24 protein-coding genes are annotated in these 23361 nt (G+C 63.4%); 9 read left to right on the top strand and 15 right to left on the bottom strand.

The genetic code is table 11. The features are described from left to right. The first annotated feature begins 52 nt into the window (after nucleotides 1-52). Nucleotides 53-1570, top strand: coding sequence for a siroheme synthase family protein (gene cysG / locus M1E10_RS06095; protein ID WP_499175495.1), 1518 nt, complete (start codon nucleotides 53-55; stop codon nucleotides 1568-1570). A 193-nt stretch (nucleotides 1571-1763) separates the two neighbouring features. Here the strand turns inward: cysG and M1E10_RS06090 are convergent, their stop codons facing one another. The 14 genes from M1E10_RS06090 to M1E10_RS06025 form a co-directional block, all read right to left on the bottom strand. Beyond that, the gene (locus tag M1E10_RS06090) at nucleotides 1764-2528 is read right to left on the bottom strand and encodes an SDR family NAD(P)-dependent oxidoreductase (RefSeq protein WP_499175494.1); all 765 of its coding nucleotides are present in this window, start codon (nucleotides 2526-2528) and stop codon (nucleotides 1764-1766) included. Next, nucleotides 2506-3003, bottom strand: coding sequence for a 2,4'-dihydroxyacetophenone dioxygenase family protein (locus M1E10_RS06085; RefSeq protein ID WP_499175493.1), 498 nt, complete (start codon nucleotides 3001-3003; stop codon nucleotides 2506-2508). Before M1E10_RS06085 ends, M1E10_RS06090 begins: the two co-directional genes overlap by 23 nt. A 15-nt stretch (nucleotides 3004-3018) precedes the next feature. Further along, complete coding sequence (locus M1E10_RS06080) at nucleotides 3019-3480, bottom strand: heme-degrading domain-containing protein (RefSeq protein ID WP_499175492.1); 462 nt, start codon at nucleotides 3478-3480, stop codon at nucleotides 3019-3021. An 86-nt stretch (nucleotides 3481-3566) separates the two neighbouring features. Beyond that, nucleotides 3567-4316, bottom strand: coding sequence for a ribonuclease activity regulator RraA (locus M1E10_RS06075; RefSeq protein WP_499175491.1), 750 nt, complete (start codon nucleotides 4314-4316; stop codon nucleotides 3567-3569). Nucleotides 4317-4352: 36 nt separating this feature from the next. After that, nucleotides 4353-5108, bottom strand: a complete 756-nt coding sequence (locus tag M1E10_RS06070) for an SDR family NAD(P)-dependent oxidoreductase (protein WP_499175490.1) — start codon at nucleotides 5106-5108, stop codon at nucleotides 4353-4355. 2 nt (nucleotides 5109-5110) lie between these two features. Beyond that, nucleotides 5111-6181, bottom strand: coding sequence for an ABC transporter ATP-binding protein (locus tag M1E10_RS06065; protein WP_499175489.1), 1071 nt, complete (start codon nucleotides 6179-6181; stop codon nucleotides 5111-5113). A 26-nt stretch (nucleotides 6182-6207) separates the two neighbouring features. Continuing rightward, entirely contained in the window at nucleotides 6208-7023 is an 816-nt protein-coding gene (locus tag M1E10_RS06060) for an aldo-keto reductase family protein (RefSeq protein WP_499175488.1), read from the bottom strand. Nucleotides 7024-7035: 12 nt separating this feature from the next. Beyond that, entirely contained in the window at nucleotides 7036-7884 is an 849-nt protein-coding gene (locus M1E10_RS06055; protein WP_499175487.1) for a carbohydrate ABC transporter permease, read from the bottom strand. After that, nucleotides 7881-8741, bottom strand: coding sequence for a carbohydrate ABC transporter permease (locus tag M1E10_RS06050; RefSeq protein WP_499175486.1), 861 nt, complete (start codon nucleotides 8739-8741; stop codon nucleotides 7881-7883). Before M1E10_RS06050 ends, M1E10_RS06055 begins: the two co-directional genes overlap by 4 nt. A 71-nt stretch (nucleotides 8742-8812) precedes the next feature. Then, a complete protein-coding gene (locus M1E10_RS06045) occupies nucleotides 8813-10024 on the bottom strand; it encodes an ABC transporter substrate-binding protein (RefSeq protein ID WP_499175485.1) in 1212 nt (403 codons plus the stop codon). A 54-nt stretch (nucleotides 10025-10078) separates the two neighbouring features. Beyond that, a complete protein-coding gene (locus M1E10_RS06040; protein WP_499175484.1) occupies nucleotides 10079-11209 on the bottom strand; it encodes an apurinic/apyrimidinic endonuclease family protein in 1131 nt (376 codons plus the stop codon). Between the two features lie 110 nt (nucleotides 11210-11319). Further along, nucleotides 11320-12498 (bottom strand): mandelate racemase/muconate lactonizing enzyme family protein, encoded by a 1179-nt coding sequence (locus M1E10_RS06035; RefSeq protein WP_499175483.1) that lies wholly within the window; start codon nucleotides 12496-12498, stop codon nucleotides 11320-11322. Further along, nucleotides 12495-13643 carry an iron-containing alcohol dehydrogenase gene (gene gbd / locus M1E10_RS06030; protein WP_499175482.1) on the bottom strand — a complete coding sequence of 383 codons (1149 nt, stop codon included), beginning with the start codon at nucleotides 13641-13643 and terminating at the stop codon, nucleotides 12495-12497. The genes M1E10_RS06035 and gbd overlap by 4 nt, the downstream gene beginning before the upstream one ends. A 2-nt stretch (nucleotides 13644-13645) precedes the next feature. Next, nucleotides 13646-14077, bottom strand: a complete 432-nt coding sequence (locus M1E10_RS06025; RefSeq protein ID WP_499175481.1) for a VOC family protein — start codon at nucleotides 14075-14077, stop codon at nucleotides 13646-13648. A gap of 212 nt (nucleotides 14078-14289) precedes the next feature. On the opposite strand from M1E10_RS06025, the gene M1E10_RS06020 reads away from it, so the two are divergent. The 3 genes from M1E10_RS06020 to M1E10_RS06010 are packed head-to-tail and all read left to right on the top strand — an operon-like array spanning nucleotide 14290 to nucleotide 17285. Beyond that, on the top strand, nucleotides 14290-15072 hold the full coding sequence (locus tag M1E10_RS06020; protein WP_499175480.1) for an IclR family transcriptional regulator: 783 nt from the start codon (nucleotides 14290-14292) through the stop codon (nucleotides 15070-15072). A 21-nt stretch (nucleotides 15073-15093) separates the two neighbouring features. Further along, a complete protein-coding gene (locus M1E10_RS06015) occupies nucleotides 15094-16290 on the top strand; it encodes a mandelate racemase/muconate lactonizing enzyme family protein (RefSeq protein ID WP_499175479.1) in 1197 nt (398 codons plus the stop codon). Nucleotides 16291-16301: 11 nt separating this feature from the next. After that, nucleotides 16302-17285 (top strand): Gfo/Idh/MocA family protein, encoded by a 984-nt coding sequence (locus M1E10_RS06010; RefSeq protein WP_499175478.1) that lies wholly within the window; start codon nucleotides 16302-16304, stop codon nucleotides 17283-17285. A 130-nt stretch (nucleotides 17286-17415) separates the two neighbouring features. On the opposite strand, the gene M1E10_RS06005 is transcribed toward M1E10_RS06010, so the two are convergent. After that, a complete protein-coding gene (locus M1E10_RS06005) occupies nucleotides 17416-18171 on the bottom strand; it encodes an IclR family transcriptional regulator (protein WP_499175477.1) in 756 nt (251 codons plus the stop codon). 104 nt (nucleotides 18172-18275) lie between these two features. Here M1E10_RS06005 and M1E10_RS06000 point away from each other — a divergent pair, with 104 nt between their 5' ends. Genes M1E10_RS06000 through M1E10_RS05980 form a run of 5 tightly spaced genes read left to right on the top strand, consistent with a single transcriptional unit; the run spans nucleotide 18276 to nucleotide 23357 of the window. Beyond that, on the top strand, nucleotides 18276-19208 hold the full coding sequence (locus tag M1E10_RS06000; RefSeq protein WP_499175476.1) for a polysaccharide deacetylase family protein: 933 nt from the start codon (nucleotides 18276-18278) through the stop codon (nucleotides 19206-19208). 46 nt (nucleotides 19209-19254) lie between these two features. Next, nucleotides 19255-20748 (top strand): ABC transporter substrate-binding protein, encoded by a 1494-nt coding sequence (locus tag M1E10_RS05995; RefSeq protein ID WP_499175475.1) that lies wholly within the window; start codon nucleotides 19255-19257, stop codon nucleotides 20746-20748. Nucleotides 20749-20765: 17 nt separating this feature from the next. Next, nucleotides 20766-21686: an ABC transporter permease gene (locus tag M1E10_RS05990; RefSeq protein WP_499175474.1), complete on the top strand. Its 921-nt coding sequence runs from the start codon at nucleotides 20766-20768 to the stop codon at nucleotides 21684-21686. Nucleotides 21687-21690: 4 nt separating this feature from the next. Continuing rightward, nucleotides 21691-22560 (top strand): ABC transporter permease, encoded by an 870-nt coding sequence (locus tag M1E10_RS05985; RefSeq protein WP_499175473.1) that lies wholly within the window; start codon nucleotides 21691-21693, stop codon nucleotides 22558-22560. Between the two features lie 8 nt (nucleotides 22561-22568). Then, nucleotides 22569-23357 carry an SDR family NAD(P)-dependent oxidoreductase gene (locus M1E10_RS05980; RefSeq protein WP_367571793.1) on the top strand — a complete coding sequence of 263 codons (789 nt, stop codon included), beginning with the start codon at nucleotides 22569-22571 and terminating at the stop codon, nucleotides 23355-23357. Nucleotides 23358-23361: the final 4 nt, after the last annotated feature.

Raw genomic sequence — 23361 nt, 5'->3', positions numbered from 1 at the left:
GCGCTGCGCCGGGCGCCACCTAGACAAGTCCTGAAAGAGGAGCCTTTTCGCCATGACCCGTTTGCAGCCTAGATCTCCTGACGTGAACGACAGGCCGACAAGGATGGAGCCGCTTGCCGTGCTGCCGGTGTTCTGGAACCTGACCGGCAAGCGCGTTGTGCTGGCAGGCGGCTCCGATGCCGCGGCCTGGAAGGGGGAATTGCTTTGCGCCTGCGGTGCGGACGTCCAAGTCTATGCGCCACAGGCGGACCTGTCTCAGACGTTTCAGACCCTGCTCGAACAACCGCGCGCAGAGGGAACCGGGCGGTTCATCCACCATGACAGGCCCTGGGCGACGGACATCATGCAGGGCGCGGCGATCGCCATTGCCGACTGCGAGGATGACGCAGAAGCGAAGGCCTTCTTCTGTGCCGCCGTCTTCGCCGGAGTTCCCGTGAACGTCATCGACAAACCCGCATTCTGCCAGTTCCAGTTCGGCTCCATCGTCAATCGCTCGCCAGTGGTCGTGTCCATCTCCACCGACGGCGCGGCACCGATCCTGGCGCAGGCCATCCGCCGCCGCATCGAGACACTTCTCCCGCCGGCGCTCAAGGACTGGGCAGCGCTGGCGCAATCCGTGCGCGACACCGTCAACCGGCGGCTCCTGCCGGGGGCGCCGCGTCGGGCGTTCTGGGAGAGATTCGTGGATCGCGCATTTGCCGGCAATCACGCTCCGGAGGCGTCTGCCGCGGACGATCTGCTTATCGCGACGACAGGAATGGCCGACGTCAGGGCGAACGGTCGGGTGACGCTCGTCGGTGCAGGTCCAGGCGATGCAGAATACCTGACGCTGAAGGCAGTACGGGCACTTCAGGCAGCGGACGTCATCCTTTTCGACGACCTCGTCTCCGGCGAGGTCCTGGAGCTTGCCCGCCGTGAGGCCAAGCGCATGCTGGTCGGCAAGCGCGGCGGGCGGGAGAGCTGCCGGCAGGAAGACATCAACACCATGATGATCGATCTCGCCAAGGCGGGAAAACACGTGGTGCGGCTGAAGTCCGGTGATCCCATGGTGTTCGGCCGGGCCGGTGAGGAAATCGCGATTCTCCGGGAGCACCAGATACCGGTGGACGTCGTTCCCGGAATTACCGCCGCGAGCGCCATGGCGGCGAGGCTCCGGGTATCATTGACCCATCGCGATCATGCCCAGGCTGTGCGGTTCGTGACCGGACATGCGCGGGACGGGAAGCTGCCGAAAACACTCGACTGGCACGGGCTCGCTGATCCGACGACCACTACCGTCTTCTACATGGCAGGTCGAACGGCGGGTGAAATCCACGCCCATCTGCTCGCTGAAGGGATGCCCAGTGCGACACCGGCTGTCATCGTCAGCTCGGTCGCGCGGGCCACCGAGCGTTGCTGGAGCGGAACCCTTGACGACCTTCCCGCCGGCATTGCGGAGATCGGTTACGACGAACCCGTCCTCATCGGGATCGGTGGGGTCTTTGCCCTAGCGGCGGTCGACCACGAGAATACCGACAGCGAGAGGTGGCTCAGGAGAGGGCTTGATGCGCGCAGTGCATTCCTATCGTAACCGGGCATTGACTGAGCGCTCCGCAGAGCAGAATGCATGCGCCTCCGAGTACTGTCGGCGCGACCGGCCGCGCATCAGCGCCGGATCGCGCGACAGCCGGGATCTGCCACTCGAGTTCTCGACGGCCGCCCGGACCGGGCCAGGACCGCAGGTGCGGCTCAAGCAATAGTTCTGGTTCAAGCGGATACCGTTCTCAGGAGATGGCGTAGCCACCGTCGACCGGGATGATCGTGCCGGTGATGAAGCCGGCGTGAGGGCTTGTCAGGAAAAGCGCGATGCCCTGCAGGTCCTTCGGCGTACCCCAGCGGGCCATCGGCGTTCGTGCCAGGATTGGTCCGGCGCGGGCCGGATCCTCCTGCAGCGCCCGGGTCAGCGGCGTTGCGATCCACCCCGGCGCGATGGCGTTGACCCTGACGCCCCGTGGAGCGTAGGCGATCGCCAGGGACTTGGTGAGCTGGGCGATGCCGCCCTTGGACGCCGAATAGCCCGGCACAAGGCCGCCGCCGAAGAAGCTCAGCATGGAGGCGATATTGATGATGCAGCCGCCGTTGATAGCCAACCGGTCAAGCGAGGCCTCGCAGACGCGCATCGTGCCGTTCAGATTGATGTCGACCACGGTGTCGAAGACATCCGGATCACGCTCCTGCCCCCGGCGGATGATGCCGGCACAGTTGACCACGACGTCGAGGTCTCCGAGCGTCGCGATGAAGGCGCGGACAGCATCGTTGGACCGGACATCCAGAACGCCGTAACGGATCGAACCGGATGCGTCGCTGCCTCGTGCCTCCTCACATTCGGCGTCCGTTGCGCCAGTGGCGTGAACCATTGCGCCGGCGTCACGGAAGCACTGCGCAATGGCCCCGCCGATTCCCCCCGTTCCCCCGGTGACGAGGACCGTGCGGCCTTCCATCCAGCCACGGGCCCATGCGGCGGTGTCAGCGGACGAACTGGTCGACATAGTCCGCCCCCAATCCGACCTCTTCGTAATGGGCACGACACATGTCGATCTTGGTGAAGACGTCCTCGTAGCCGATCTGCTTGTTGTCCTTGTCGAGATAGACCATGCAGCCGGAGATGTTGAAGAAGGTGATCATCTCGTCGCAGTCTTCCGGGACGTTCAGCGTGTGGATCTCGCCGGGCGGCTCGAAGACGAAAGAGCCTTCCTCCGCCACCCAGTCGTGCTCGAAGTAGTGCCATCTGCCCTTCATCACCATGCCGAAGACCGGAGCGGGGTGCACATGCCGGGACAGGATGCCGGAGCGGGTCACCTTCAGGAGGTTGCACCACTGCCCTGTCAGCGTGTTGAGAAACATCGGCCGGAAGAATACGTCAGGAGCCTGGGGCACCCAGACCCGCGGATCGTCCGGTATGGCCTTGATGGCGATTTCCGCCGAGGCCAGCGCGTGGGTCGAGCCCTTCATGAACGTGTACATCGTCCTAACCTCTCTTCAGGCGAGTTTTTCCAGCGCCCGCATCGCCATCGCATGATCTTCCACGTCCGGCAGGCCGCTGATGGCGACGGTGCCGACGATCCCGACGTTCCTCACGCGAATGGGAACGCCGCCACCGCTGGCGGCAAAGTCCGAACTGGAAAGGCGGTAGCGGGCGTGGAATTCGCTCGCGTTGCGCTCGCACAGCAGGCGCATGTAGAGCGAGCTGCGGTTGAACCGTTCGACCACCGCCCGCTTGCGACCAGCCCATGCCAGGTTGTCGGGAGAGGCTCCCGGCAGCAGTGCCGAAAAGACGACGGTGCCGTGGTGGCTGATCTCGATGGCGATCGGCAGTTTTCCGGCCGCGGCCGTCTCGCGGAGCGCGCAGCCGAGCCGCCAAGCCAGGTCGTAGTCGAAGCCCCCAAGTTGGACGGCCTCCTCTTGGGCGATCAACTCTTCCATTGTCGGTGCCGCTGCCATGGTGATGTCTGCTCCTGCATGTATCGGTCGTCTGGCCAAGCGGCCCAGCCGCTTCCTTGCGCCTGGGCCCTCGTTGCGGACGTCGGTCAGTCGGCCGGCTGGGCATTGCGCCACGCGAGATACTCGTCCTGGACGCCTTCCGTGAGCGGGTAATATTTGCGCAGGTCGCCCCCCTGCGACAGGCGGAAGCGGGCAAACTCCTCCCATTCGGCATGCTCGCTCGAACGCGCGATCACTTCGGACGCCAGCGCGACCGGCACGACAATCACTCCGTCATCATCGGCCACGATGATGTCGCCAGGCATGACCAGAACACCGCCGCATGCCACCGGCACGTTGACGGCAAACGGAATCAACCCCGTCTGGGCATGGTAGTTCGGCGTTACACCCCGCACCCAGATGCCGAGGTCGAGTTCCTTGGCCTTGGCGGAATCGCGGATGCAGCCGTCGACGACCACGCCCGCGCCACCGCGGCCGGCCAGGAAGGTCAGCATCATCTCGCCGAAGATGCCGCTTGCCATGTCGCCGCGGGCGTCGACCACCACCATGTCGCCGGCCTGGGCCGGGTAGAGGACGTGGCGGTGCAACTGCAGTTCGGGGTTTTCGTATTCGTTGGAGCCGTAGAGATCCTCGCGCTTCGGCATGCATTGCAGCGTCAGCGCAGGACCCGCAACCGAGCGTCCCTGTTTCAGGGGAAGCGGGCCGCGGATCTGGACGTCCCGGATGCCCATCAGGCTCAGTTCGCTGCTGGCGGTGGCGGTGCCGATCACGGCCAGGGCGTCGCACAACTCACGGGCCGGACGAGTGATGTCTTTGATATCTGCGGGAGACTGCATGTCATGAACCTCGATGTGGGAATGGGAAGGCGGCGGTCATACCCAGCCGCCGTCGATGATGTAGTTCTGGCTGGTGATCACCCGCGCGTCGTCGGATGCCAGGAAGAGAGCGAGCTTAGCGACATCGGCCGGCAGCAGCCGTTGCTTGAGGGCCTGGCGTTCCTGACGCATGGCATCCGCTTCCGGCGTCAGCCAGAGATCCAGCTGCCGCTGCGTCATGATCCAGCCGGGCGACACGGCGTTGACGCGGATGTTGAAAGGGCCGAAATCGCGGGCGAGAGACCTGACGAGCCCGATCACGGCGGATTTGGAGGCAGTGTAGAGCGCCATGCCGCCAAAGCCTGCCATCCAGGAGATCGAGCTCATGCAGATGATCGCGCCGCCGCCTGCCGCCTTCATGTCGGGCAGCACGGCCTGCGCAGCGAAGAACTGGTGTTTGAAATTGGTGGCGATGCGATCGTCGAAATAGGCCTCCGTCACATCCTCCGTCGCATGGCGCTCGTCATGCGCGGCATTGTTGACGAGAACGGTGACGGCGCCCACCTCACGCCTGACGGTCTCGATGCCGGCGCGAAGCCCTTCCGTATCGCGCAGGTCAAGCGGCACGAAGAGAACCTCTTGCCCCTTTGCCGTCAGCGCATCGCGGAGAGTTCTGCCAGCCGCTTCGTCCCGATCCAGGAAGCCGACCCTGGCGCCCTGTTCAGCAAAGGCTTCGACCAGCGCCGCACCGATGCCGCTTGCGCCCCCGGTAATCAGGACCGTCTTTCCCTTCAGGTCCGGATAGATGGCCATCGTTACGCCGCCTCCCGGAAGTCGATGCGCTGTCCGCTCTTGCCGTCAAAGAGCTGGATGCGCTCGGGGATGAGCGAAACATGCAGGATCTCGCCAGGCTTCTGCAGGATGCGTTCGCGGAAGACGCCGACGATTTCGTGACCGGCAAGCCGCAGGAGAACCTGCGTCTCCGCGCCGGTCGGTTCGATGGTGACGATCTCCGCTGCATGCCCGTTCGCATCAAGCAAGAGATGTTCGGGCCGGATGCCGAGCTTCATCTCCCGTCCCTCGAATTCCATCACCGGGAAGGGCAGGGCAATGCGGGTGCCGTCGTCGCCGACGAAGCCGCCGCCGCTCACCTTGCCGCCGATGACGTTCATCGCCGGTGAGCCGATGAAGCCTGCAACGAAGAGGTTGGCCGGGTGATCGTAGAGATCGAGCGGAGATCCCATCTGCTCCACGATCCCGCCATGCATCACGACGATCTTGTCCGCCATGGTCATGGCCTCGATCTGGTCATGGGTGACATAGACGGTCGTCGTCTTCAGTCGATGATGGTTCTGCTTGATCTCCGAGCGCATCTGAACCCGCAGCTTGGCGTCGAGGTTGGACAGCGGCTCGTCGAAGAGGAAGACCTCCGGGTTGCGGACCATGGCCCGTCCCATGGCGACGCGCTGGCGCTGACCGCCCGATAGCTGACGCGGGTAGCGGTCGAGATAGTCGCCGAGGTTGAGCATGGCCGCGACCTTGGCGACCCGGTCACGGGTTTCTTCCTTGGGTGCGCGCGCCAGCTTCAGCGAGAAGCCCATGTTCTGCTCCACCGTCATGTGCGGGTAGAGCGCATAGCTCTGGAACACCATGGCGATGTCGCGCTCCTTCGGCTGAAGGCCGTTGACGACGCGGTCGCCGATGGAGATCTCGCCTGCCGAAATGTCCTCGAGTCCGGCCAGCATGCGCAGCAAGGTTGACTTGCCGCAGCCGGACGGGCCGACGAGAACCACGAATTCGCCATCGGCTATGTCGATGGACACACCATGCAGCACCTCCAGTGCGCCATAGGATTTCCGAACGTTGTTGATCGATACCGGTGCCAATTGCAGTCTCCTGTCAGCGGGGCGTCTCAATCATCCCAGCGGGGTGATTTGGCCGGATTGATGTGCCGTGCGGAGCGGTCCAGCGTGCGGATCCGCGTGATCTCGTCGGCGGTGAGGTTCACGTCCTGCGACGCGAAGTTGTTCTTCAGATTTTCAATGCTGGAGGAGGCCGGAATGACGGCGTGGCCTTCCGCCATGAGGAAGGCGAGCGCGACGGCCGCGGCGGTGACGCCGTGGTTCTCGGCGATGGCCTTCAGGAGCGGGTCATCGTTGACGGCCCCCTTGTAGAGGGGCTGGTAGGCGGTCAGCGCCAACCCCTTGCTGCGGCAGTGGCTCACGAGCTTGGGTGCCTGCAGGTAGGGGTGGATCTCGACCTGATCCGTGACGATCGCATTCTCGCCCAGGAGAGCAAGGGCCTTGTCGAGCAACGCGATCGGAAAATTGGATACGCCGATATGGCGGGTCCATCCGCGCTGGCGCGCTTCGGCCAGTGCCAGCATGTAGTCCTCGAACGGCACCTCGTCATTCTGCGAGGGCCAGTGGATGAGCAGCAGGTCGACCTGATCGGTGCCGATCGTCTCGAGGCTTTTCTCGACGCTCGGCAGGAAATCTGCCTTGGACAGATTGGTGTCGGCAACCTTGGTGGTGACGAAGAAGTCGGCGCGTGGCAGTCCGGACCGGCGGATGGCCTCGCCGACGCTGCCTTCGGTGTCATAGCTCTGGGCCGTATCGATGTGACGATAGCCGACCTCGATCGCGGACAGGATCGCCTGGATGCCCGCGTCGCCCGTGCGTCCGAACGTGCCGAGGCCAAGCTGGGGGATCGGGGAGGTATAGGTCATTGCGTTCCTCTCTCAGCCCTTGGTCGCGCCGGCGGTGAGGCCACCGACGAAGAGCCGCTGCATGGATAGAAACAGGATGGCGATCGGCAGGGTCATCACCACGGAGGCGGCCATGACGGCACCCCAGTCGGTGTTGAACTCCGTCGAGAACTCCGCAAGCCCGATTGGCAGCGTCTTCACCGAGGAATCGGTGGCAAAGCAAAGCGCGAAGATGAACTCGTTCCAGGTCGTCACGAAGGCGTAGACCATGACGGAGGCAAGCCCCGGCAAGGAGAGCGGCAGCGTGATGCGGAACAGGCACTCCAGACGGCTGGCGCCATCGATGATCGCTGCTTCCTCGAGCTCGACCGGGATGTTCTTGAAGTAGCTGGTGAGCATCCATACCGAGAGCGGCAGGGTGATGATCATGTAGACGAGGATCAGGCCCCAGTAGGTGTTGACGAGGTTGAGCACCCGAAGGGTGACGAACAGCGGCACGATGATGGCGGCTGTCGGCAGGAGCTGGCCCACCAGCACGAAAGACTGGAGAAGCGGCTTTCCCTTGAAGTTGAAACGGGCAAAGCCGTAGGAGGCAAAGATCGCGAGCACCAGCGCCAGTGCCGTCGACCCGACCGAGATGATGATGCTGTTGAGGAAATAGCGCGGGATGTTCGATTCAAACAGGACCGTGCGGTAGTTCTCCCACGTGGGGGCTGCGGGCCACCAGATCGGCGGAACGGTGTAGAGCTCGCGCAGCGTCTTCACCGACGACAGCACCATCCACCAGAAGGGGAACAGGCAGACCAGGACCAGCAGGACAGAGGCGGTGAGGATCAGCCAGCCCGGCAGGCCGGGGCGCTTGAGGGTCTGAGGCTTGTTCAACGTGTTTCCTCCGGGTTGGAGGCCAGCGTCCGGATGTAGATGAGCACAACCACGATCGCGACGGCAAAGAACATGACGGAAAGAGCCGCGGCCTGTCCGAACTGGACGCTTTCAAAGGCAGTCCTGAAGATCTGGATCGGTGTGATCAGGGTCCGGTTCGCCGGTCCTCCGCGGGTGATGGCATAGATGATGGTGATGTGGTTCAAGGCCCAGATGACCAGGAGAAGCGTGACCGCGACGATGACTGTGCGCACCTGCGGCAGCATGACGTAGCGGACTTCCTCCCAGAAGCTTGCTCCATCGATGCGGGCTGCTTCATAGAGATCGTTGGAGATCGACTGCAGTCCGGCGAGCACCATGATGGCGACGAAAGGAAACATCTTCCAGATGTTGATCGCGATCATCACCGGCAGCACGGTGCTGCCGTTCGTCAGCCAGCCGACCGGCTCGTCGATCAGACCGGGTCCGGTCAGCATGTAGTTGATGATGCCGAACTCGGTGTGGAGCATCCACGCCCAGGTGGTCGCGGCAACGATACCGGGCACCACCCAGGGGACCAGCGTGACGGAGCGGACCACCGCTCGTCCGCGAAAATTCTGGTTCAGCAGGATCGCCGTCAGGACGCCGAGGATGACCTGAAAGACGATGGACCCGAAGACCCACCAAAGAGTGTTCCAGAAGGCCGTCGGCGTGGCGCGCGCGGCCAGAACGCGCCGGAAATTGTCGAGCCCGACATAGTTGCCGGCATTGTCCGTGACGCTCAGCAGTCCGGTATAGGCGACCGGATAGGCGATCAGCATGCCCAGCACCATCAGTGCGGGTAGAACGAACAGATAGCCCGTGGATTGTTTCTGCATCCGATTTCATCCCTGATAGGAGAACCGGAAGGCGCCGGCAGGATGCCGAGCGCCTTCCGGACGGGAGGGATCTAAAGAAGCCCTTCGATTTCTTCGGCGGCGCCGTCCATGGCGGTCTTGACGTCCTCGTCACCGAGAAGGATGCGCTGGATCCCGTCGAAGTAGGCCTGGGATATCTGGACCCAATTCGGATGGGCCGGCACAGGCCGTCCGAACGGCAGCATTTCCTTGAAGACCTGCAGGATCGGGTCGTTGAAGCGCTCGGCCTCCATGGCAGAGATGCGGGCCGGGAAGGTGTCGGTCAGAACGGCCTGGTTCTCCGACTCGGCAAGGAAGCTCAGGAGCTTCTTGGCGTCGTCGGGATTCTTGGCGTCTTTCGGAATGACAAAGCTCCATCCCCCAAGGATGGCTGCCGTCTTTCCGTCGTCAGGATGCGGAACGGGGATAACACCGATGTCGATATTGGGATTTTCCTTGCGGATGGACTGAATATCGAACTGACCAGACTGATACATCGACACCGTCTCGGCGATGAACAGCCGGCGATTGGCGGTGCCGTCGTTCTCCAGTGTCGAGGTCGGTGAAATGCCTTCCTTGAGGAAGTCGGTGTAGAAGGTCACGGCTTCGATGGATTCCGGGCTGTTGACCAGGACCTGCTTGCCATCGTCCGAGATGATGCCGCCACCCAGCATCCACATGAAGGGCAGGGACCGGAAGATGGTGTTGCCGACCTCTCCGCCGCCGGTGATCGCAAAGCCGGATTTTCCGTTGGTGGTAAGCTTCTTGGCAGCGTCCTTGAAGGCGGTCCAGCTGGTCGGTGGATTTGCGGGGTCAAGACCAGCAGCCGTGAAGTCGCCCTTGTTGATAATCACGGCGTGGGTTTCGATCCGGTAGGGAATGCCCCAGAGCTTGCCATCCCAGGTATCGTATTCCAGGGCGGCTGGAATGTAGTCCTCGCGATCGGTCAAGACGTCGTCGACCGGCAGGACAAGGTTGTTCTGGGCGTAGCCGTTCACCCAGCCATGCTGCACGTCGATGACGTCCGGTGCAGCTCCCGACTGCAGGGATGTCAGGATGCGCTGCGGCAGTCCGTCGGTGGTGGTGACCTCAAGTTTCACCGTGACGTCCGGATTGGCAGCCTGGAATTTCTCCACGAGATCCCGGGCGCGGGCCTCGTTGAAATTCGGCGTCCACCAGACCACTTCACCAGCCCAAGCGCCGGCCGACATGGCCAGAAACGATGCCGTTGCGGCCATCGCCAGTTTCATAGTCAACGTTTTCATGTTTACCTCCCAACTGAATTCGTTGTTCGTTTTCCAGCCGTGCGCTGGCATGATCTATTCCGCAGCCGCCGAGGGCTCCTCGGCCCTATGGCCGGCGGATGCGAAAGAGCTTCTGGTCAAGGCGTCGGCGTGTGCGACAAGCGCCTTCATGTAGCCAATCGTGTAGGCATGTCCGGCGTGCCATGGGGCCGGGCAATCGAGTTCCGGAACGTGGTCGGGAACCAGGATCCCGTCGTAACCTTCTTCGTGCAGCACGCGCACGATCCGGGCCATGTCGACGTCACCGTCGTCCACGAAGGTTTCCACGTAGTTCGGAACCTTGCCGCGGACGTTGCGGAAATGGACGTAGGCGATGGCGTTCCGGCGGGCGAAGCGGCGGGTCGTTTCGTAGACGTCGCCATCGGGCATTTCCGCTAGCGAGCCGACGCAGAATTCCAGCGCATTGGCGGGGCTCTCCAGGAGCGAGAGAAGCCGGTCGTATTTGGCGTGACTGTTGACCAGCCGCGCGGTGCCGCGCAGGCGCTCGACCGGCGGATCGTCCGGATGGGCGGCCAATCGGACGCCTGCCTCTTCCGCCACGGGTACAAGCTGCTCCAGAAACCACTGAAGCCGCGCCCAGAGCGTCGCTTCGTCCACCGTCTGAGGCTCTGCGCCGGCAATAGCCAAGCGGTAGCGCATGTTGCCGACCATGCCGTCGGGGACGGGGCTTTCCGCGTCGAATTCGTCGATGGCAAAGACCGCCGTCACCGCGTTGCCGCGGGCGATCGGCTTGCGCTGCCATCCCCAGACGCCGGCAATGGAAAAATTATAGCCGAGAACGGGGATGCCAAGGCGCCCCATGTTCCGGACCAGGTCCTGAAGGTCGCGCATCTGCGCGTCCTTCTGCGGACCATCGAGCAGAATGTCCGACCAGAAGTTGGGCGAGATGTTCTCCAGGGCGGCGACCTTGAGATTGTGTCGGGACAGCATGGCGACCAGGTCCGCCAGGCGATCATAGGACCACAAAGGCGCGTCGATGCAATCGCCGTTGATCGGGCCGACGCCACCCGCCGCATAGGCGCTTGCGTCGGCATTGCGTCCATAGTCGGTCAGGTGGACGACGACGTCTTCCACACCCAGCTGGCTAGCGAAACGGGCACCCGCTTCGCTTAGAAGCGGCCCATACAATGAGATTCCGACCTTCAAGCAGCTCTCCTCCCGTTGCTGCCTAGGCGAGTTCATATTTGAACTGCACCTGTTCTAAATATAACTATGTGGTGAAGGGGAGCTGGTGTCAACTCCCTTTCCCGCGACTTCTATTCGCTTTCGTTGGCTGCGAATGTGCGAGCGCCCGTCGCCACGCCGGTCGTGTTCATGGACCCGTCGAAGAGCGGGACATTGGTCGGCTGGTAGGCAAACCGTTCGCAGGCCTCCTCGATCAGTTCGACGCCGAGGCCCGGCGCTGTCGGCGCCAGAATCGCTCCGTTTTCAAACTGCAGGGTTTCCCGCACGAGTTCCTTGCGCCAGGGAACGTCCACCGAGACGGTCTCGAACACCGAGAAATTCGGCATGGCGACCGACGCGTGCAGCGTCATGGCGTTCATCACCGGTCCGACCGGATTGTGGGGCGCGACCGGGATGAGGTGCGTGTGCGCCAGATGCGCGATGCGTTTCGTTTCGCCCATCCCGCCAGCGTGCGACACGTCGGGCTGCAGGATGTCGACCGCCTTCTTGGACAGGGCCTCGAGAAATTTGCCCGGTTCGTACCAGCGTTCTCCGGCAGCGATCGGCACCGGGCTGGCCGCGCGCACGTCCGCCAGCGCGTCGATGTTCTCCGGCGGCGTCGGCTCCTCGATCCAGGTCAGATCAAAGGGTGCCAGTGCCCGGCACATGGCAATGGCCGTCGGGACGTTGAGGCGGCCGTGGACATCGAGCATCAGGTTGACGTCAGGTCCGACAGCGTCACGGACGGCTTCGACGATTTCGATCGTCTGTCGACGTTGCCGGCGGTCCATCTCCAGGTCGGCCGTGTCAAAGGGATCCCATTTCAGGGCGCGGTATCCCATGGCGACCGCCTTGCGGGCGTTTGCGGCATATTCCTCGGGCGTCGTTGCCCCGAAGAACCAGTGGTTGGCGTAGCATTCGACGCGATCGCGGAATTTGCCGCCGAGCAGTTCGAAGACAGGAACGCCGAGCGCCTTGCCCTTGATGTCGAGGAGGGCGGCCTCGATGCCGCCGAGTGCGGTGCGGAAGACGGCGCCCGTTCGCCAGTAGCTGTCCCTATGGAGCTGTTCGATGATCGCATCCACGGCAAAGGGATCGCGACCCACAAGGACCCGCTCCAGCTCTTCCAGAGCCGCGACGACGGTTTTCGTCTTCCATTCCAGCGTCGCCTCGCCGACGCCCTCGATCCCGTCGTCGGTGTAGAGCTTGACGAAGACGAAGTTCGTCCGCTGGGCGTTGGCGACAAATACTTTCTGAGCGGTGATCTTCATGGGTGTCTCCTGCCAGGTTGGGCCAAGGCTTCTTCGAGCATGGCGCGGTAGTCCTCTGCCGACGGCGCAAGAGGGTTGGTGGCGTGGCTGTGATCGGCAAGCGCCCGCTCGATGACCCAGTCGAAACAATCCGGTGTCACGCCCATGGCCGCCAGGCCGGAGGGCATGTTCAGGCGTCGGTTCAGGGCTTCCAGTTCGCCGGGGACATCGGCGTCCGCGGCCAGTCCCATGGCCGCCCGCAGCCTGTTCAGCTTGTCGGCGACAGCCGGAGCATTGAAGCGCACAACGATCGGCATGAGGATCGCGTTCAGCGTGCCGTGATGAAGTCTAGGCTCCTTCAGGCCACCAAGGGCATGACTGAGCGAGTGAACGGCGCCGAGACCCTTCTGGAACGCCAGTCCGCCGTGGAGTGCGCCGAGCATGACCTCGCTACGGGCTGCAATATCGTCCGGAGTATCGAATGCCTGCGGCAGATTTCTCCAGATGCGGCCGGCACCGTCCAGCGCGATCGCCTCTGCCGTCGGATTGAAGCGCGGCGAAAACAGGGTTTCGATGCAGTGGGAAAGCCCGTCCAGTCCCGTGGCGGCGGTGAGGGCCGGTGGCAGGGCCAGTGTCAGCAGCGGATCGCAGATGGCGCGGCGCGGGATGAGGTGTGCGCTGATGAAGCCGAGCTTGCGGCCATCGTCGAGCGTCAGCAGTGCCGCCCGCCCGACCTCGGCGCCGGTGCCGGCCGTCGTCGGGATGGCAATGACGGGGGCGACGCTTGGACGGATACGCTCGATGCCGCCGTAGATGGCGGCGTACTGCTCCAGCGATCCGTCATGGGTGGCGAGGAGCGCGACGCCCTTGGCGAGGTCGATCGGCGAGCCGCCGCCAAGGGCGACGACGCCGTCACAGGAATTCCCGCGATAGACCTCGAGCGCATCGCAGACGGCAGCTTCGGTCGGGTTCGAGGGGGTATCGAGATAGGCGGCGGTTACCCCGGGCATCAGAGCCTGTACCTTGTCGGCGAGCCCCGACGCGGCCAGGCCGCGGTCGGAGATGAAGAGCGGTCGCGAGATCCCGAGTTCGGCCATGGCGGCGGGCAGGCCCTGCAGTTCGCCTGGGCCAAAATCGATCGCGGTCAGATAGTTGATCCTGGGCATGGTCAGTTACCCCGGAGGCGCGCGATCGCCTTTGCCTGCATTCCGTCTACGGCCATCTCCATCAGTTCGATGCGGTGCCGGTCCGGATCGACGATCCAGGTCTGCCAGTTGCCGTCGGCGCCCTGGACCTTCGGGCGGAACAGCGGGATCCCTGCAGTCTCGAGCTCGCGCACGGTCTGATCTATGCTGGGAACAGCAAGACACATGTGGTTGTATCCCACGGCTTCTGCTCCCGGCGCGTCGCCGCCCTGGCCTTCCGGGAAGACCTCAAGATACTGATCGTCGGTGATGCGCAGATAGACCAGCCAGAGACGCCCGTCGCGGTCGAGGCGCAGAAGCTCCGAAAATCCGAGCTTGTTGATGTAGAAATCGAGGGTGCGGTCGATATCCTTCACCCTGATGGCGACATGGGTAATCGCGGAAACGGTCAGCATTCTGAGCCCCTGTGTTTGGCCAATGAAGGAGGGTGCTGGTGGCTTCTGTTGCGCTGTCGAGTATCTTGCCGCCGTGCGGATGCACTGTCGCGGTGCCTCAGCGTGAAACCGAATTCAGACATCCGCCTCCTCCGGCTATCCAAATATGAACTTTGACAGTTCACATATGTATGCTAATGACGGGCTGAGTTTTGTCAACAGGGCAGGTGCCAATGAGCGAAGCCGCAGACGATGGCGTGAGCAAGCACACGATCCCGGTCATAGACCGGATGATGGATGTGCTGTGCGAGATCGAACGCAAGGACAGGGGGCTTTCAATCAGCGACCTGACGGAGGCGCTCAAGCTTCCCCGAACGACCATCTACCGGATCCTCAACTCGCTGCAGCAGCATGACATCGTCTACCGTGACGATACGGGCAGCTATCACCTGGGCCGGCGGCTGCTGTCGCTTGCCGCGCATGTCGGTGTCCGGGCGACGGAGTTCGACCTCGCCGCCCTCTGCCAGCCGTTTCTCGACAAGCTGGCTGCGGAACTGGGCGAAGGGGTGAAGCTGAGCATCCTCGATCAGGAGGGCATCCTTGTTCTTGCCGCCGCCCAGGGTAAACGGGAGTATGCCCTGACGGTGGCGCCGGGACAGCGCATGCCTATCCATGCCGGAGCGGCAAGCAAGCTGCTGCTTGCTTATCTGCCGCCCGAAGACCTCGACTTCTGGCTTTCGCGTCCCCTCGTCGCCTTCACCGCCAAGACGATCACGGATCCCAAACGGCTGCGCAGCGAGTTCGCCCGCATCAGGCGGCTGGGATGGGCGCAGGACAAAGGGGAGAATGCGCCCAGCATCCAGGCCTTCGCAACCCCCGTGTTCACGCGCAGCGGCCGGATGCTGGCGGCGGTCAGCGTGCCTTTCCTGGCCGGCACCCAGCCCAGCCGCATGGAGGAGATCCGCGTGGCGGCGATGGAGACCGCAAAGGCCATCAGCGCCGTCATTCCAGTCTGAAGTGCATTGGGGGGAGCCCGCATGAAAATCGTCGACATCAAATGTGCCGTCATCGGCAAGAGCCCGATCGTGCGCATCGTTTCGGATGAAGGCATCTCGGGCTTCGCCCAGGCGGAAACGTGGAAGCCCTATCTGAAGCCGCACATCCTGGCCTTTCGCGATGCGCTGATCGGCGAGGATCCGACTCTCGTCGAGAGGGTCATGCTGAAGATCCGCCAGAGAGGCGGCTTCAAGCCCTGGGGGAGTGCCGTCAGCGTCATCGAAATGGCGCTCTGGGACCTTGCCGGGAAGGCGGCGGGCCTGCCCGTCCACAAGCTGCTGGGCGGCAAGGTCCGTGACCGGGTGCGTGTCTACAACGGCTCGATGCGTTTTCCCTTCGCCGGCTATGAGCCGCAGGATTACGCCGACGACATCGCCAAGATGATGGCGCTTTCGGAGGGCTTCACCATCATCAAGCAGCCCATCGGCTTTCATTCCGCGATGAAGCGCGAGGTGCCGAACTTCTATTACGGCGAGCCGAACGCCAGCCCGTTCCACGGGGCGCTCGACCGGGGCCCGGTCACGGAGAAAGGCCTGAAGCACCTCGTGGACTGCGTGGCTGCCATGAAGGAGGTGGCGGGCGACAGGGTTGGCCTCGCGCTGGACTGCGGCCCGGGCTGGATGCTGGCGGATGCGATCCGTCTGGCGCGGATGCTGGAACCCTTCAACCTCCTGTGGCTCGAAGATCTCCTGTCGGGGGATTATACGCCCTGGGTGAATGCAGGCGTCTACAGGGAACTCACCCGATGCTCGACGACGCCCATCCATACGGGGGAGCAGATCTATCTGCGCCAGAACTTCAAGGAGCTGATCGAATCCCACGCCGTTCACGTCATCGGTCCGGATCCCGCGGACGTGGGGGGTATCGCCGAACTGAAGTGGATCGCCGAATATGCGGATCTGCATGGCATCACCATCGCCCCTCACGGCACTGCGAACGGCTTGCTGGGGCTGGCGGCCCTGGTTCAGGTGTCGGCCACGCTTCCCGCCAATTTCATCGCGTTCGAATACACGACAGCAGATCCTGAATGGTGGACGGATCTGGTGGAGGGTTTTCCATCGCCGATCGTGACGAACGGCATGATCGACGTCCCGGACCGGCCCGGCATGGGCGTCGAGATCATCGCCGACCGCGCCAAGGCCTATCTGTCGCCGGAAGACCAAGACTTTTTCGATTGAGGAGCAGACCGATGCACATGATCGGCATTCTGGGCGCGGCCGGCATCGCGCCGCGCTCCATCATCCAGCCAGCGCGTCGTCGTGACGACTGCCGCATCCATGCGGTCGCCTCCCGACGTCCCGCCGCTGCCGGGGACTATGCGCGGCTGCACGGGATCACGAAGGCCTATGAGAGCTATGATGATCTCCTGTCCGATGCGGACATCACCATCGTCTACAATGCCCTGCCGCCGGCCGCCCATGCCGAATGGTCGATCAGGGCGCTGAAGGCCGGCAAGCATGTGCTCTGCGAAAAACCTCTGGCGATGACGGCCGGCGAGGCCGAGGTCATGGTCGAAGCCGCAGAGGCGGCCGACCGCGTGCTGGCCGAGGCATTTCACGACCGCTACCACCCCGTCTTCCTGCATCTGCTTGCGTGCAAGACGTCGGGAGCGCTCGGCGAGATCCGCGCGCTGCGGGCCGAATTCCATGTCGATATCCCGTTTGATCCGCACAATATCCGGCACGACCCCAAGCAGGGTGGCGGCGCCATGATGGATCTCGGTTGCTATCCGCTGCACTGGCTGCGCAGCTTCATGGGCGAGGAGCCCGAGATCCTGTCCGCGCAGGCAGAGCTTACGCCGCTCGACGTCGATCAGAGAATGGAAGTCAAGTTGCGCTTTCCCGGTGGCGTCGAGGCGCAACTGGTTGCAGACATCGCCAGTCCGCCGTTTCGGGGATTGCTGCGGGTCGAGGGCGAAAAGGGGGTGATCGAGCTCGACAACCCCTGCCTGCCGCACAAGGGACATTCCATCCGGGAATGGTTCGGTGACAGCTACCGCGAGTTCACGCTGGCCGCAGGCACCACCTACGATTACCAGCTGGCGGCATTCGTAGAAGCAGTCGAGAACGGAACGAGGCTACCCACCGGCGGTCAGGATGCCATCGGCAACATGAAGGCGCTGGATGCGATCTATGTGGCCTCCGGGCTTCGAGCGGCTCAGCCTGCCGAATGAACCAATACCGCACCTCGACTCTGCGACGTGCATGGTACACCCAAACAAAGGCAGGCGTTTCGCCCGGCGGGAAATGGGCGACCGTTACGGCGCGCGCGTGAGGGCTGCAGCCGAGAGGCTGATCCATTTCCTAGGGACGGTATCCCATGGCGCGACTGAGCTGGAAGGCAGCTTCTCGCACCATCAGTATCAGGAGTTCCCGTCTCTCCAGGAAACGGGATGTCAGGGTGCCGAGATTGAGCGCCGCGATCACCTCGCCTTCGGCGTTCCAGACGGGTGCGGCGATGCCGGTGGAGCCGGTGACGAACTCCTGGTCGTTCAGCGCATAGCCGTCACGGCGCACCTTGACGAGCAATTTGCGCAGTTCAGCTGGATCGGTAATCGTATAACGGGTGTAGGTGAGGAACTGCACCCGCGAGAGATAGCTCTCCAGAACCTCGGGTCGGGCATGGGCCAGGAGAAGCCGTCCGGTGGCGGTACAATAGGGGGTGATCGCCGCATCCAGGTTGACGTCGTAGCGAAGCGGATGGTGGCTGACGCATTTGGCGAGCCTGCGGATGTCGCAATGGGCGTTCATTGTCGAGAGCAGTACCGTCTCGCCGGAATCGTCGCGCAGCCGCTCCATGTAGGGGCGGGCGGTGACGACCAGAGGCTCCTCGTGTGGGCGAAAGGGAAAGCCGTGGCTGGATTCGACCAGGATGTAGCGTCCCGCCTCGTCCTGCGTCAGGTGCCCGCGAGCCGTCAGGGTCTGGAGCAGGCCGTGGGCGCTGGACTTTGGAAAACCCAGGTCACGGATGATCTGCGACAGGGATACCGCTTCCCGGCAATGGGAGAGATACTCGAGAAGATCAAGGATGCGGCCAGCGCTCTTCACCTCGGAGTTCATGTACGTGAACAAAACCTCGATTGCTGATTAATTCTTGGGCTTGTAACACTTTTGGAGCAGGTGCGAAACGCAGATCGCGATGCGCCGCAGGATGAAGGCTACCGATGAGCGCCACGCGAGATCACGATCAGCACCAACCCTGGATGTGGCCCGAGGATATCTGGCGCCAGAAGATTGGCAAGGCCCGCGCCGGACGATCGCTGAAGCCGGCCGCCTGGAAAAACGGCGCCCGCATGGCTGTAGCGATCTCCTTCGATTCAGATCACGAAACCTTCGAGCTGAGGAACGGTGGCGAGTCCATCAGCCGGTTGAGCCAGGGCCAGTACGGCGCCCGCCGCGGCATGCCGCGGATCCTGGCGCTCCTCGAAAAATACGGTGTTCCGGCCTCCTTCTTCATGCCCGCCGTCTCGGCGATGATCAATCCGGACGAGGTGAGGGCCGTGATTGCCGGCGGCCATGAGATCGGCATGCACAGCTGGATCCATGAGTTCAATTCGCGCCTCGACCATGCGACCGAACGGGATCTTGCATTCAGGGCATCCGACATGCTGGAAACGCTCTCCGGCGTGCGCCCGGTCGGCATGCGCACGGCATCCTGGGATTTCAGCCCCTATACGCTGGCCATCGCCCGCGAGATGCGCCTCCTCTATGACTCCTCGCTGATGGCCGATGACGAACCCTACGAGCTTGTGGAAGACGGCGAGCCGACAGGCATGGTCGAGATCCCGGTGGAATGGATCCGCGACGATGCTCCCTATGTGGCGATGGACCGGATGACCGGTGCGCGCCCCTATGGCGGGCCGGCCATGGTCGCCGACATTCTCCGGCGCGAGCTGGATGTCGCATGGGAGGAGGGCGGCCTCTTCCAGGTGACCCTGCACCCGCACCACGTCGGGCACCGCTCCCGCATCTTCATTCTCGAGGAAACCATCCGGCTTGCGCAGTCGAAGGGTGACGTCTGGTTCTGCACGCACGCGGAACTCGCCCGCTACTGCGCCGACGAATGCGGCCTTTCCACTGCCGCGCCTGCCAGCTGACGCTGGTCCATCAAGCTAGAAAACCAATAAGGAAGAGGGTGAAGACATGAAAACAGGACTAGCATCCATCGCGGCCGTGGTCATGGCGCTGATGACGTCGACCGCCATCGCACAGACCAAGGACACGCTGACGATCGATCTGCCGAACGATGCGGCTACTCTCGACCCGCATCTGCAGTGGAACACCGACAGCTACACGGTCTACCGCAACATCTTCGACAACCTGCTGACGCGCGATACCTCCGGCAAGATCGTGCCGCAGATCGCCACCGAATGGACCTACGACAACGACACGACGATCACCTTCAAGATCCGCGACGACGTCACCTTCCAGGACGGCACCAAGCTGACCGCGGAAGATGTCGCCTTCTCGATCGCCCGCATCGTCGATCCCGCCCTGAAGAGCCCGCAGCTGTCGCAGTTCGACCAGATCGCCACCGCGGAAGCCGTCGATGCGACGACGGTGAAGGTGACGACGAAGTCGGCCTATCCGGCACTGCTGGCCCAGCTCGTGAAGCTGTCCATCGTTCCCAAGGCCTATGTGGAGAAGGTCGGCGACCAGGAGTTCAACCTGAACCCGATGGGCAGCGGTCCCTACAAGCTGGTGGAATGGCAGAAGGGCATCGCGACCAACCTCGAAGCCTATGATGGCTACTGGCGCGGCCAGCCGCCCTTCGAAAAGGTCGTCTTCCGTGCTGTTCCGGACGTCTCGACCCGCATCGCCGATCTGAAGACGGGCAAGGCCGATCTCGTCCGCGACGTGCCGCCCGACCAGGCATCGACGATCGAGAGCGACAGCAACACGAAGCTTCTGTCCGGCGAGACGGAGCGCGTGGGGTACCTCTACATCAACGCCGAAGCCGGCCCGACGAAGGACGTGCGGGTGCGCCAGGCGATCGCCTATGCGATCGACAAGCAGGGCCTCGTCGACGCGCTTCTGGAAGGCTACGGCAAGGCGGTGAACGTGGTCGGTGCCGAGCCGATCTTCGGCTATACCGACGCTGTCGAAGGATATCCTTATGATCCGGACAAGGCTGCCGAACTGGTCAAGGAAGCCGGTGCCGAAGGCGCGACGGTCGAGTTCCTGACATCGCCGTCCTATCCGCGCGCGCTCGTCGAGGCCATCCAGCAGATGGTCAACGAGGTCGGGCTGAACGTGACGATCTCCTCCAGCGACCAGGCCACCTTCCTGAAGCGCCGCCAGGGCGACGCCGAAAATGCCGGTGGCATGGCCTTCGGCGCCTGGTCCTGCGCCTGCCAGGATGCCGACGGCATCATCTTCCCGCTGTTTCGCAGCGGCAGCATCTGGGCCAAGTACAAGAACGAGAAGTACGACGCCCTGGTCGATGAAGCCCGCACGATCCTCGACGAGGAGAAGCGCAAGGAACTCTACAAGCAGGCCTATGAAATCCTGCGCGAGGACGTTCCGGGTCTCGGCCTCTACCAGGTCTATGCGCTCTTCGGCGCAGCCAAGAACCTGCAGTGGGAGCCGTCCGCCAACGAAGCCATGTTCGTCATGGACATGAGCTGGCAGCAGTAAAAGGCGAGGAAACGATCGTGTTGAATTACGCCGTCCAGAGATTGATACAGGCCATCGTCGCAATCTTCGGCGTGCTCACGATCGTCTTCGTCGTCATGCATCTCTCGGGGGACCCGACGCTTCTTCTGGTCCCCCAGGATGCCTCTGCCGAAATGATTGCCGAGCTGCGCCACCAGCTCGGTTTCGACCGACCCATCCATATCCAGTATCTCGACTATCTCTACGGTCTCACCCAGCTGGACTTCGGCATTTCCGTCGTCCAGCGCGTGCCCGCCCTCGACATCGTCGCCTCGCGGCTGCCCTATACGATCCAGCTCGCCGCCGGTGCGCTTGTCGTCGCCATCGGCATCGGCATTCCCGCCGGCATCGTCATGGCCACCATGCGCGGCAGCGTCATCGAGCGCATTCTGACGGCCGTCGTCGTCACCGGGCAGAGCGTACCGACCTTCCTGTCGGCCATCCTGCTGATCTTCATCTTCGGCGTCACCCTGCGCTGGCTGCCGACCTCCGGGGCAGGCGAGCTCTCCGCCATGATCCTGCCGTCCATCGCGCTCGGGGCGCTGTCGATGTCGACCTTCGCACGCATGACGCGGATCGCGATCATCGACGAGCTCGGCAAGGACTATGTCAGGGCTGGCCGTGCACGAGGGCTGTCGCTCGGGCAGGTGGTCTCTCGTCACGTGCTGCGCAACGCGTCCATTCCGGTCATCACCATCGCCGCGCTGGAAATCGGCAATCTGCTGGCCGGTGCGGTGATCATCGAGACCGTCTTCGCCTGGCCGGGCATCGGGCAGCTCGCCATCCAATCCATCCAGTCGCGCGACTTCCTGGTCGTCCAGGTGATCGTGCTGCTGATTTCCTTCGTCTATGTGCTGACCAGCGTGCTGGCCGACCTCGTCTATGTCGTCGTCGATCCGCGCATCCGTCTGGTCAAGTGAGGAGATGTCCGTGATCGCCAGCGCCCATGCCGTCCGCCAGCGTCTCCGTCGCGTCCCAACATCGGTGATCATCGTCTCGATCATCCTGGCGGCGATCATCATGCTGGCCGTCTTCGCGCCGCTTGTTGCTCCGGCCGATCCCAACAGGCAGGTGCTGCTCGCCCGCCTGAAGGCACCCGGTTTCTCCTATCGTGACGTCACCTACTGGTTCGGGACCGATGACCTGGGTCGCGATCTGCTCTCCCGCACGCTCTATGGTGCCAGGATCTCGCTGGGCGTTGCCCTTCTCTCCGTCGTCGTCTCCACGCTGGTGGGCGTGACGCTCGGCATGCTCGCCGGGTGGTTTCGCGGCTGGACGGAGACCATCATCATGCGGCTCGTCGACATCATGATGTCGATCCCGGCCATCCTGCTGGCGGTCCTCACGGTCGCCGTGCTCGGCCCGGGCTTCCTGAAGCTTGTCCTCGTCCTCGGCCTGACGCGCTGGCCGCGCTACACCCGCGTCGCCTATGCCCAGACGCTGCAGGTATCGAACCTGCCGTTCATCAAGGCCTCGGAGCTTGCCGGGGCGGGTGCCGTGCGCATCCTCTTCCATCACGTCCTGCCCAATATCGCCGGTCCACTCCTGATCGTGGCGACGGCGGAGTTCGGCCTGATGATCCTGATGGAATCGGGTCTTTCCTTCCTCGGCCTCGGCATTCAGCCGCCGTCCGCAAGCTGGGGCTCGATCATGAGCGTCGGTCGTCAGTATCTGGAGCGCGCCTGGTGGATTGTCGCCGTCCCGGGCGTCTGCCTCTTCCTTCTCGTCTTTTCCGTCAACGTGCTCGGTGACTGGCTGCGTGACCAGCTCGACCCGCGCTCCCGTTCCCGCTGAGGTACCCCATGGAATTCCAAGACAAGACAATGGTCATCACGGGCGCTGCCGGCATTTTCGGTGGCTGGACGGCGGCCTATTTCGCCAAGCGCGGCGCAAAGCTCTGCCTCAGCGACATCCGCATGGATGCGCTGGAGAAGGTAGCGGCCGACCTCAACCTCGATCCGGCCACCACGCTGCTGCACGCCACCGAACTGACGAGTGACGCCTCGATGCTCGATCTGGTGGATCTGGTTCGCCGCGAATGGAAGGCGCCGGATATTCTCGTCAACAATGCCGGCATCTACACCCGCTTCAGCCTGCTCGACATGGAGTTCGCCGACTGGGATCGCGTCTTCGGCGTCAACCTGCGGGCGCCCTTCGTGCTGACGCGCGAAATGGCGAAGCTGATGATTGCCGAGGGCAAAAAGGGGTCGGTGATCAACATCTCCTCCGGTGCCGCCCGCAAGATGAACCAGAACTCCGTGCCCTATTGCACCTCCAAGACCGCCATCGAGCGCCTGTCGAAGGGGTTCGCCATGGAGCTTGCCCACCACGGCATCCGGGTCAACATCGTCGAGCCGGGCTTTGCGCCGGGCAGCGAGGTCTCGGCGCTGGACGACGCCTATGTGCAAAACATGCTGAAGAACATTCCGCTTGGGCGCGCCAGCGGCCCGGACGATGCGCCGGGTGCGATCGCCTATCTCTGTTCCGACCAGGCCGCCTTCATCACCGGCGCTGTCCTCAGCGTCGACGGCGGCAATTCGATCGGCAACTACAAGCGACCCGAGCCGGCCGCGCCGGCAAGTGCGGGCTGAGGAG

The sequence above is a fragment of the Rhizobium sp. PK7-22 genome, from assembly GCF_056530405.1.
The sequence above is the reverse complement of the archived record's forward strand: the minus strand, read 5'-3'. Positions and strand labels throughout refer to the sequence as shown.

What these genes read in the sequence shown, in the direction of transcription:
- cysG (WP_499175495.1), top strand. Translation starts at nt 53, where the DNA reads ATGACCCGTTTGCAGCCTAGATCTCCTGACGTGAACGACAGGCCGACA.
- M1E10_RS06090 (WP_499175494.1), bottom strand. Translation starts at nt 2,528, where the DNA reads ATGTCGACCAGTTCGTCCGCTGACACCGCCGCATGGGCCCGTGGCTGG.
- M1E10_RS06085 (WP_499175493.1), bottom strand. Translation starts at nt 3,003, where the DNA reads ATGTACACGTTCATGAAGGGCTCGACCCACGCGCTGGCCTCGGCGGAA.
- M1E10_RS06080 (WP_499175492.1), bottom strand. Translation starts at nt 3,480, where the DNA reads ATGGCAGCGGCACCGACAATGGAAGAGTTGATCGCCCAAGAGGAGGCC.
- M1E10_RS06075 (WP_499175491.1), bottom strand. Translation starts at nt 4,316, where the DNA reads ATGCAGTCTCCCGCAGATATCAAAGACATCACTCGTCCGGCCCGTGAG.
- M1E10_RS06070 (WP_499175490.1), bottom strand. Translation starts at nt 5,108, where the DNA reads ATGGCCATCTATCCGGACCTGAAGGGAAAGACGGTCCTGATTACCGGG.
- M1E10_RS06060 (WP_499175488.1), bottom strand. Translation starts at nt 7,023, where the DNA reads ATGACCTATACCTCCCCGATCCCCCAGCTTGGCCTCGGCACGTTCGGA.
- M1E10_RS06050 (WP_499175486.1), bottom strand. Translation starts at nt 8,741, where the DNA reads ATGCAGAAACAATCCACGGGCTATCTGTTCGTTCTACCCGCACTGATG.
- M1E10_RS06045 (WP_499175485.1), bottom strand. Translation starts at nt 10,024, where the DNA reads ATGAAAACGTTGACTATGAAACTGGCGATGGCCGCAACGGCATCGTTT.
- M1E10_RS06035 (WP_499175483.1), bottom strand. Translation starts at nt 12,498, where the DNA reads ATGAAGATCACCGCTCAGAAAGTATTTGTCGCCAACGCCCAGCGGACG.
- gbd (WP_499175482.1), bottom strand. Translation starts at nt 13,643, where the DNA reads ATGCCCAGGATCAACTATCTGACCGCGATCGATTTTGGCCCAGGCGAA.
- M1E10_RS06025 (WP_499175481.1), bottom strand. Translation starts at nt 14,077, where the DNA reads ATGCTGACCGTTTCCGCGATTACCCATGTCGCCATCAGGGTGAAGGAT.
- M1E10_RS06020 (WP_499175480.1), top strand. Translation starts at nt 14,290, where the DNA reads ATGAGCGAAGCCGCAGACGATGGCGTGAGCAAGCACACGATCCCGGTC.
- M1E10_RS06015 (WP_499175479.1), top strand. Translation starts at nt 15,094, where the DNA reads ATGAAAATCGTCGACATCAAATGTGCCGTCATCGGCAAGAGCCCGATC.
- M1E10_RS06010 (WP_499175478.1), top strand. Translation starts at nt 16,302, where the DNA reads ATGCACATGATCGGCATTCTGGGCGCGGCCGGCATCGCGCCGCGCTCC.
- M1E10_RS06005 (WP_499175477.1), bottom strand. Translation starts at nt 18,171, where the DNA reads ATGAACTCCGAGGTGAAGAGCGCTGGCCGCATCCTTGATCTTCTCGAG.
- M1E10_RS06000 (WP_499175476.1), top strand. Translation starts at nt 18,276, where the DNA reads ATGAGCGCCACGCGAGATCACGATCAGCACCAACCCTGGATGTGGCCC.
- M1E10_RS05995 (WP_499175475.1), top strand. Translation starts at nt 19,255, where the DNA reads ATGAAAACAGGACTAGCATCCATCGCGGCCGTGGTCATGGCGCTGATG.
- M1E10_RS05985 (WP_499175473.1), top strand. Translation starts at nt 21,691, where the DNA reads ATGTCCGTGATCGCCAGCGCCCATGCCGTCCGCCAGCGTCTCCGTCGC.
- M1E10_RS05980 (WP_367571793.1), top strand. Translation starts at nt 22,569, where the DNA reads ATGGAATTCCAAGACAAGACAATGGTCATCACGGGCGCTGCCGGCATT.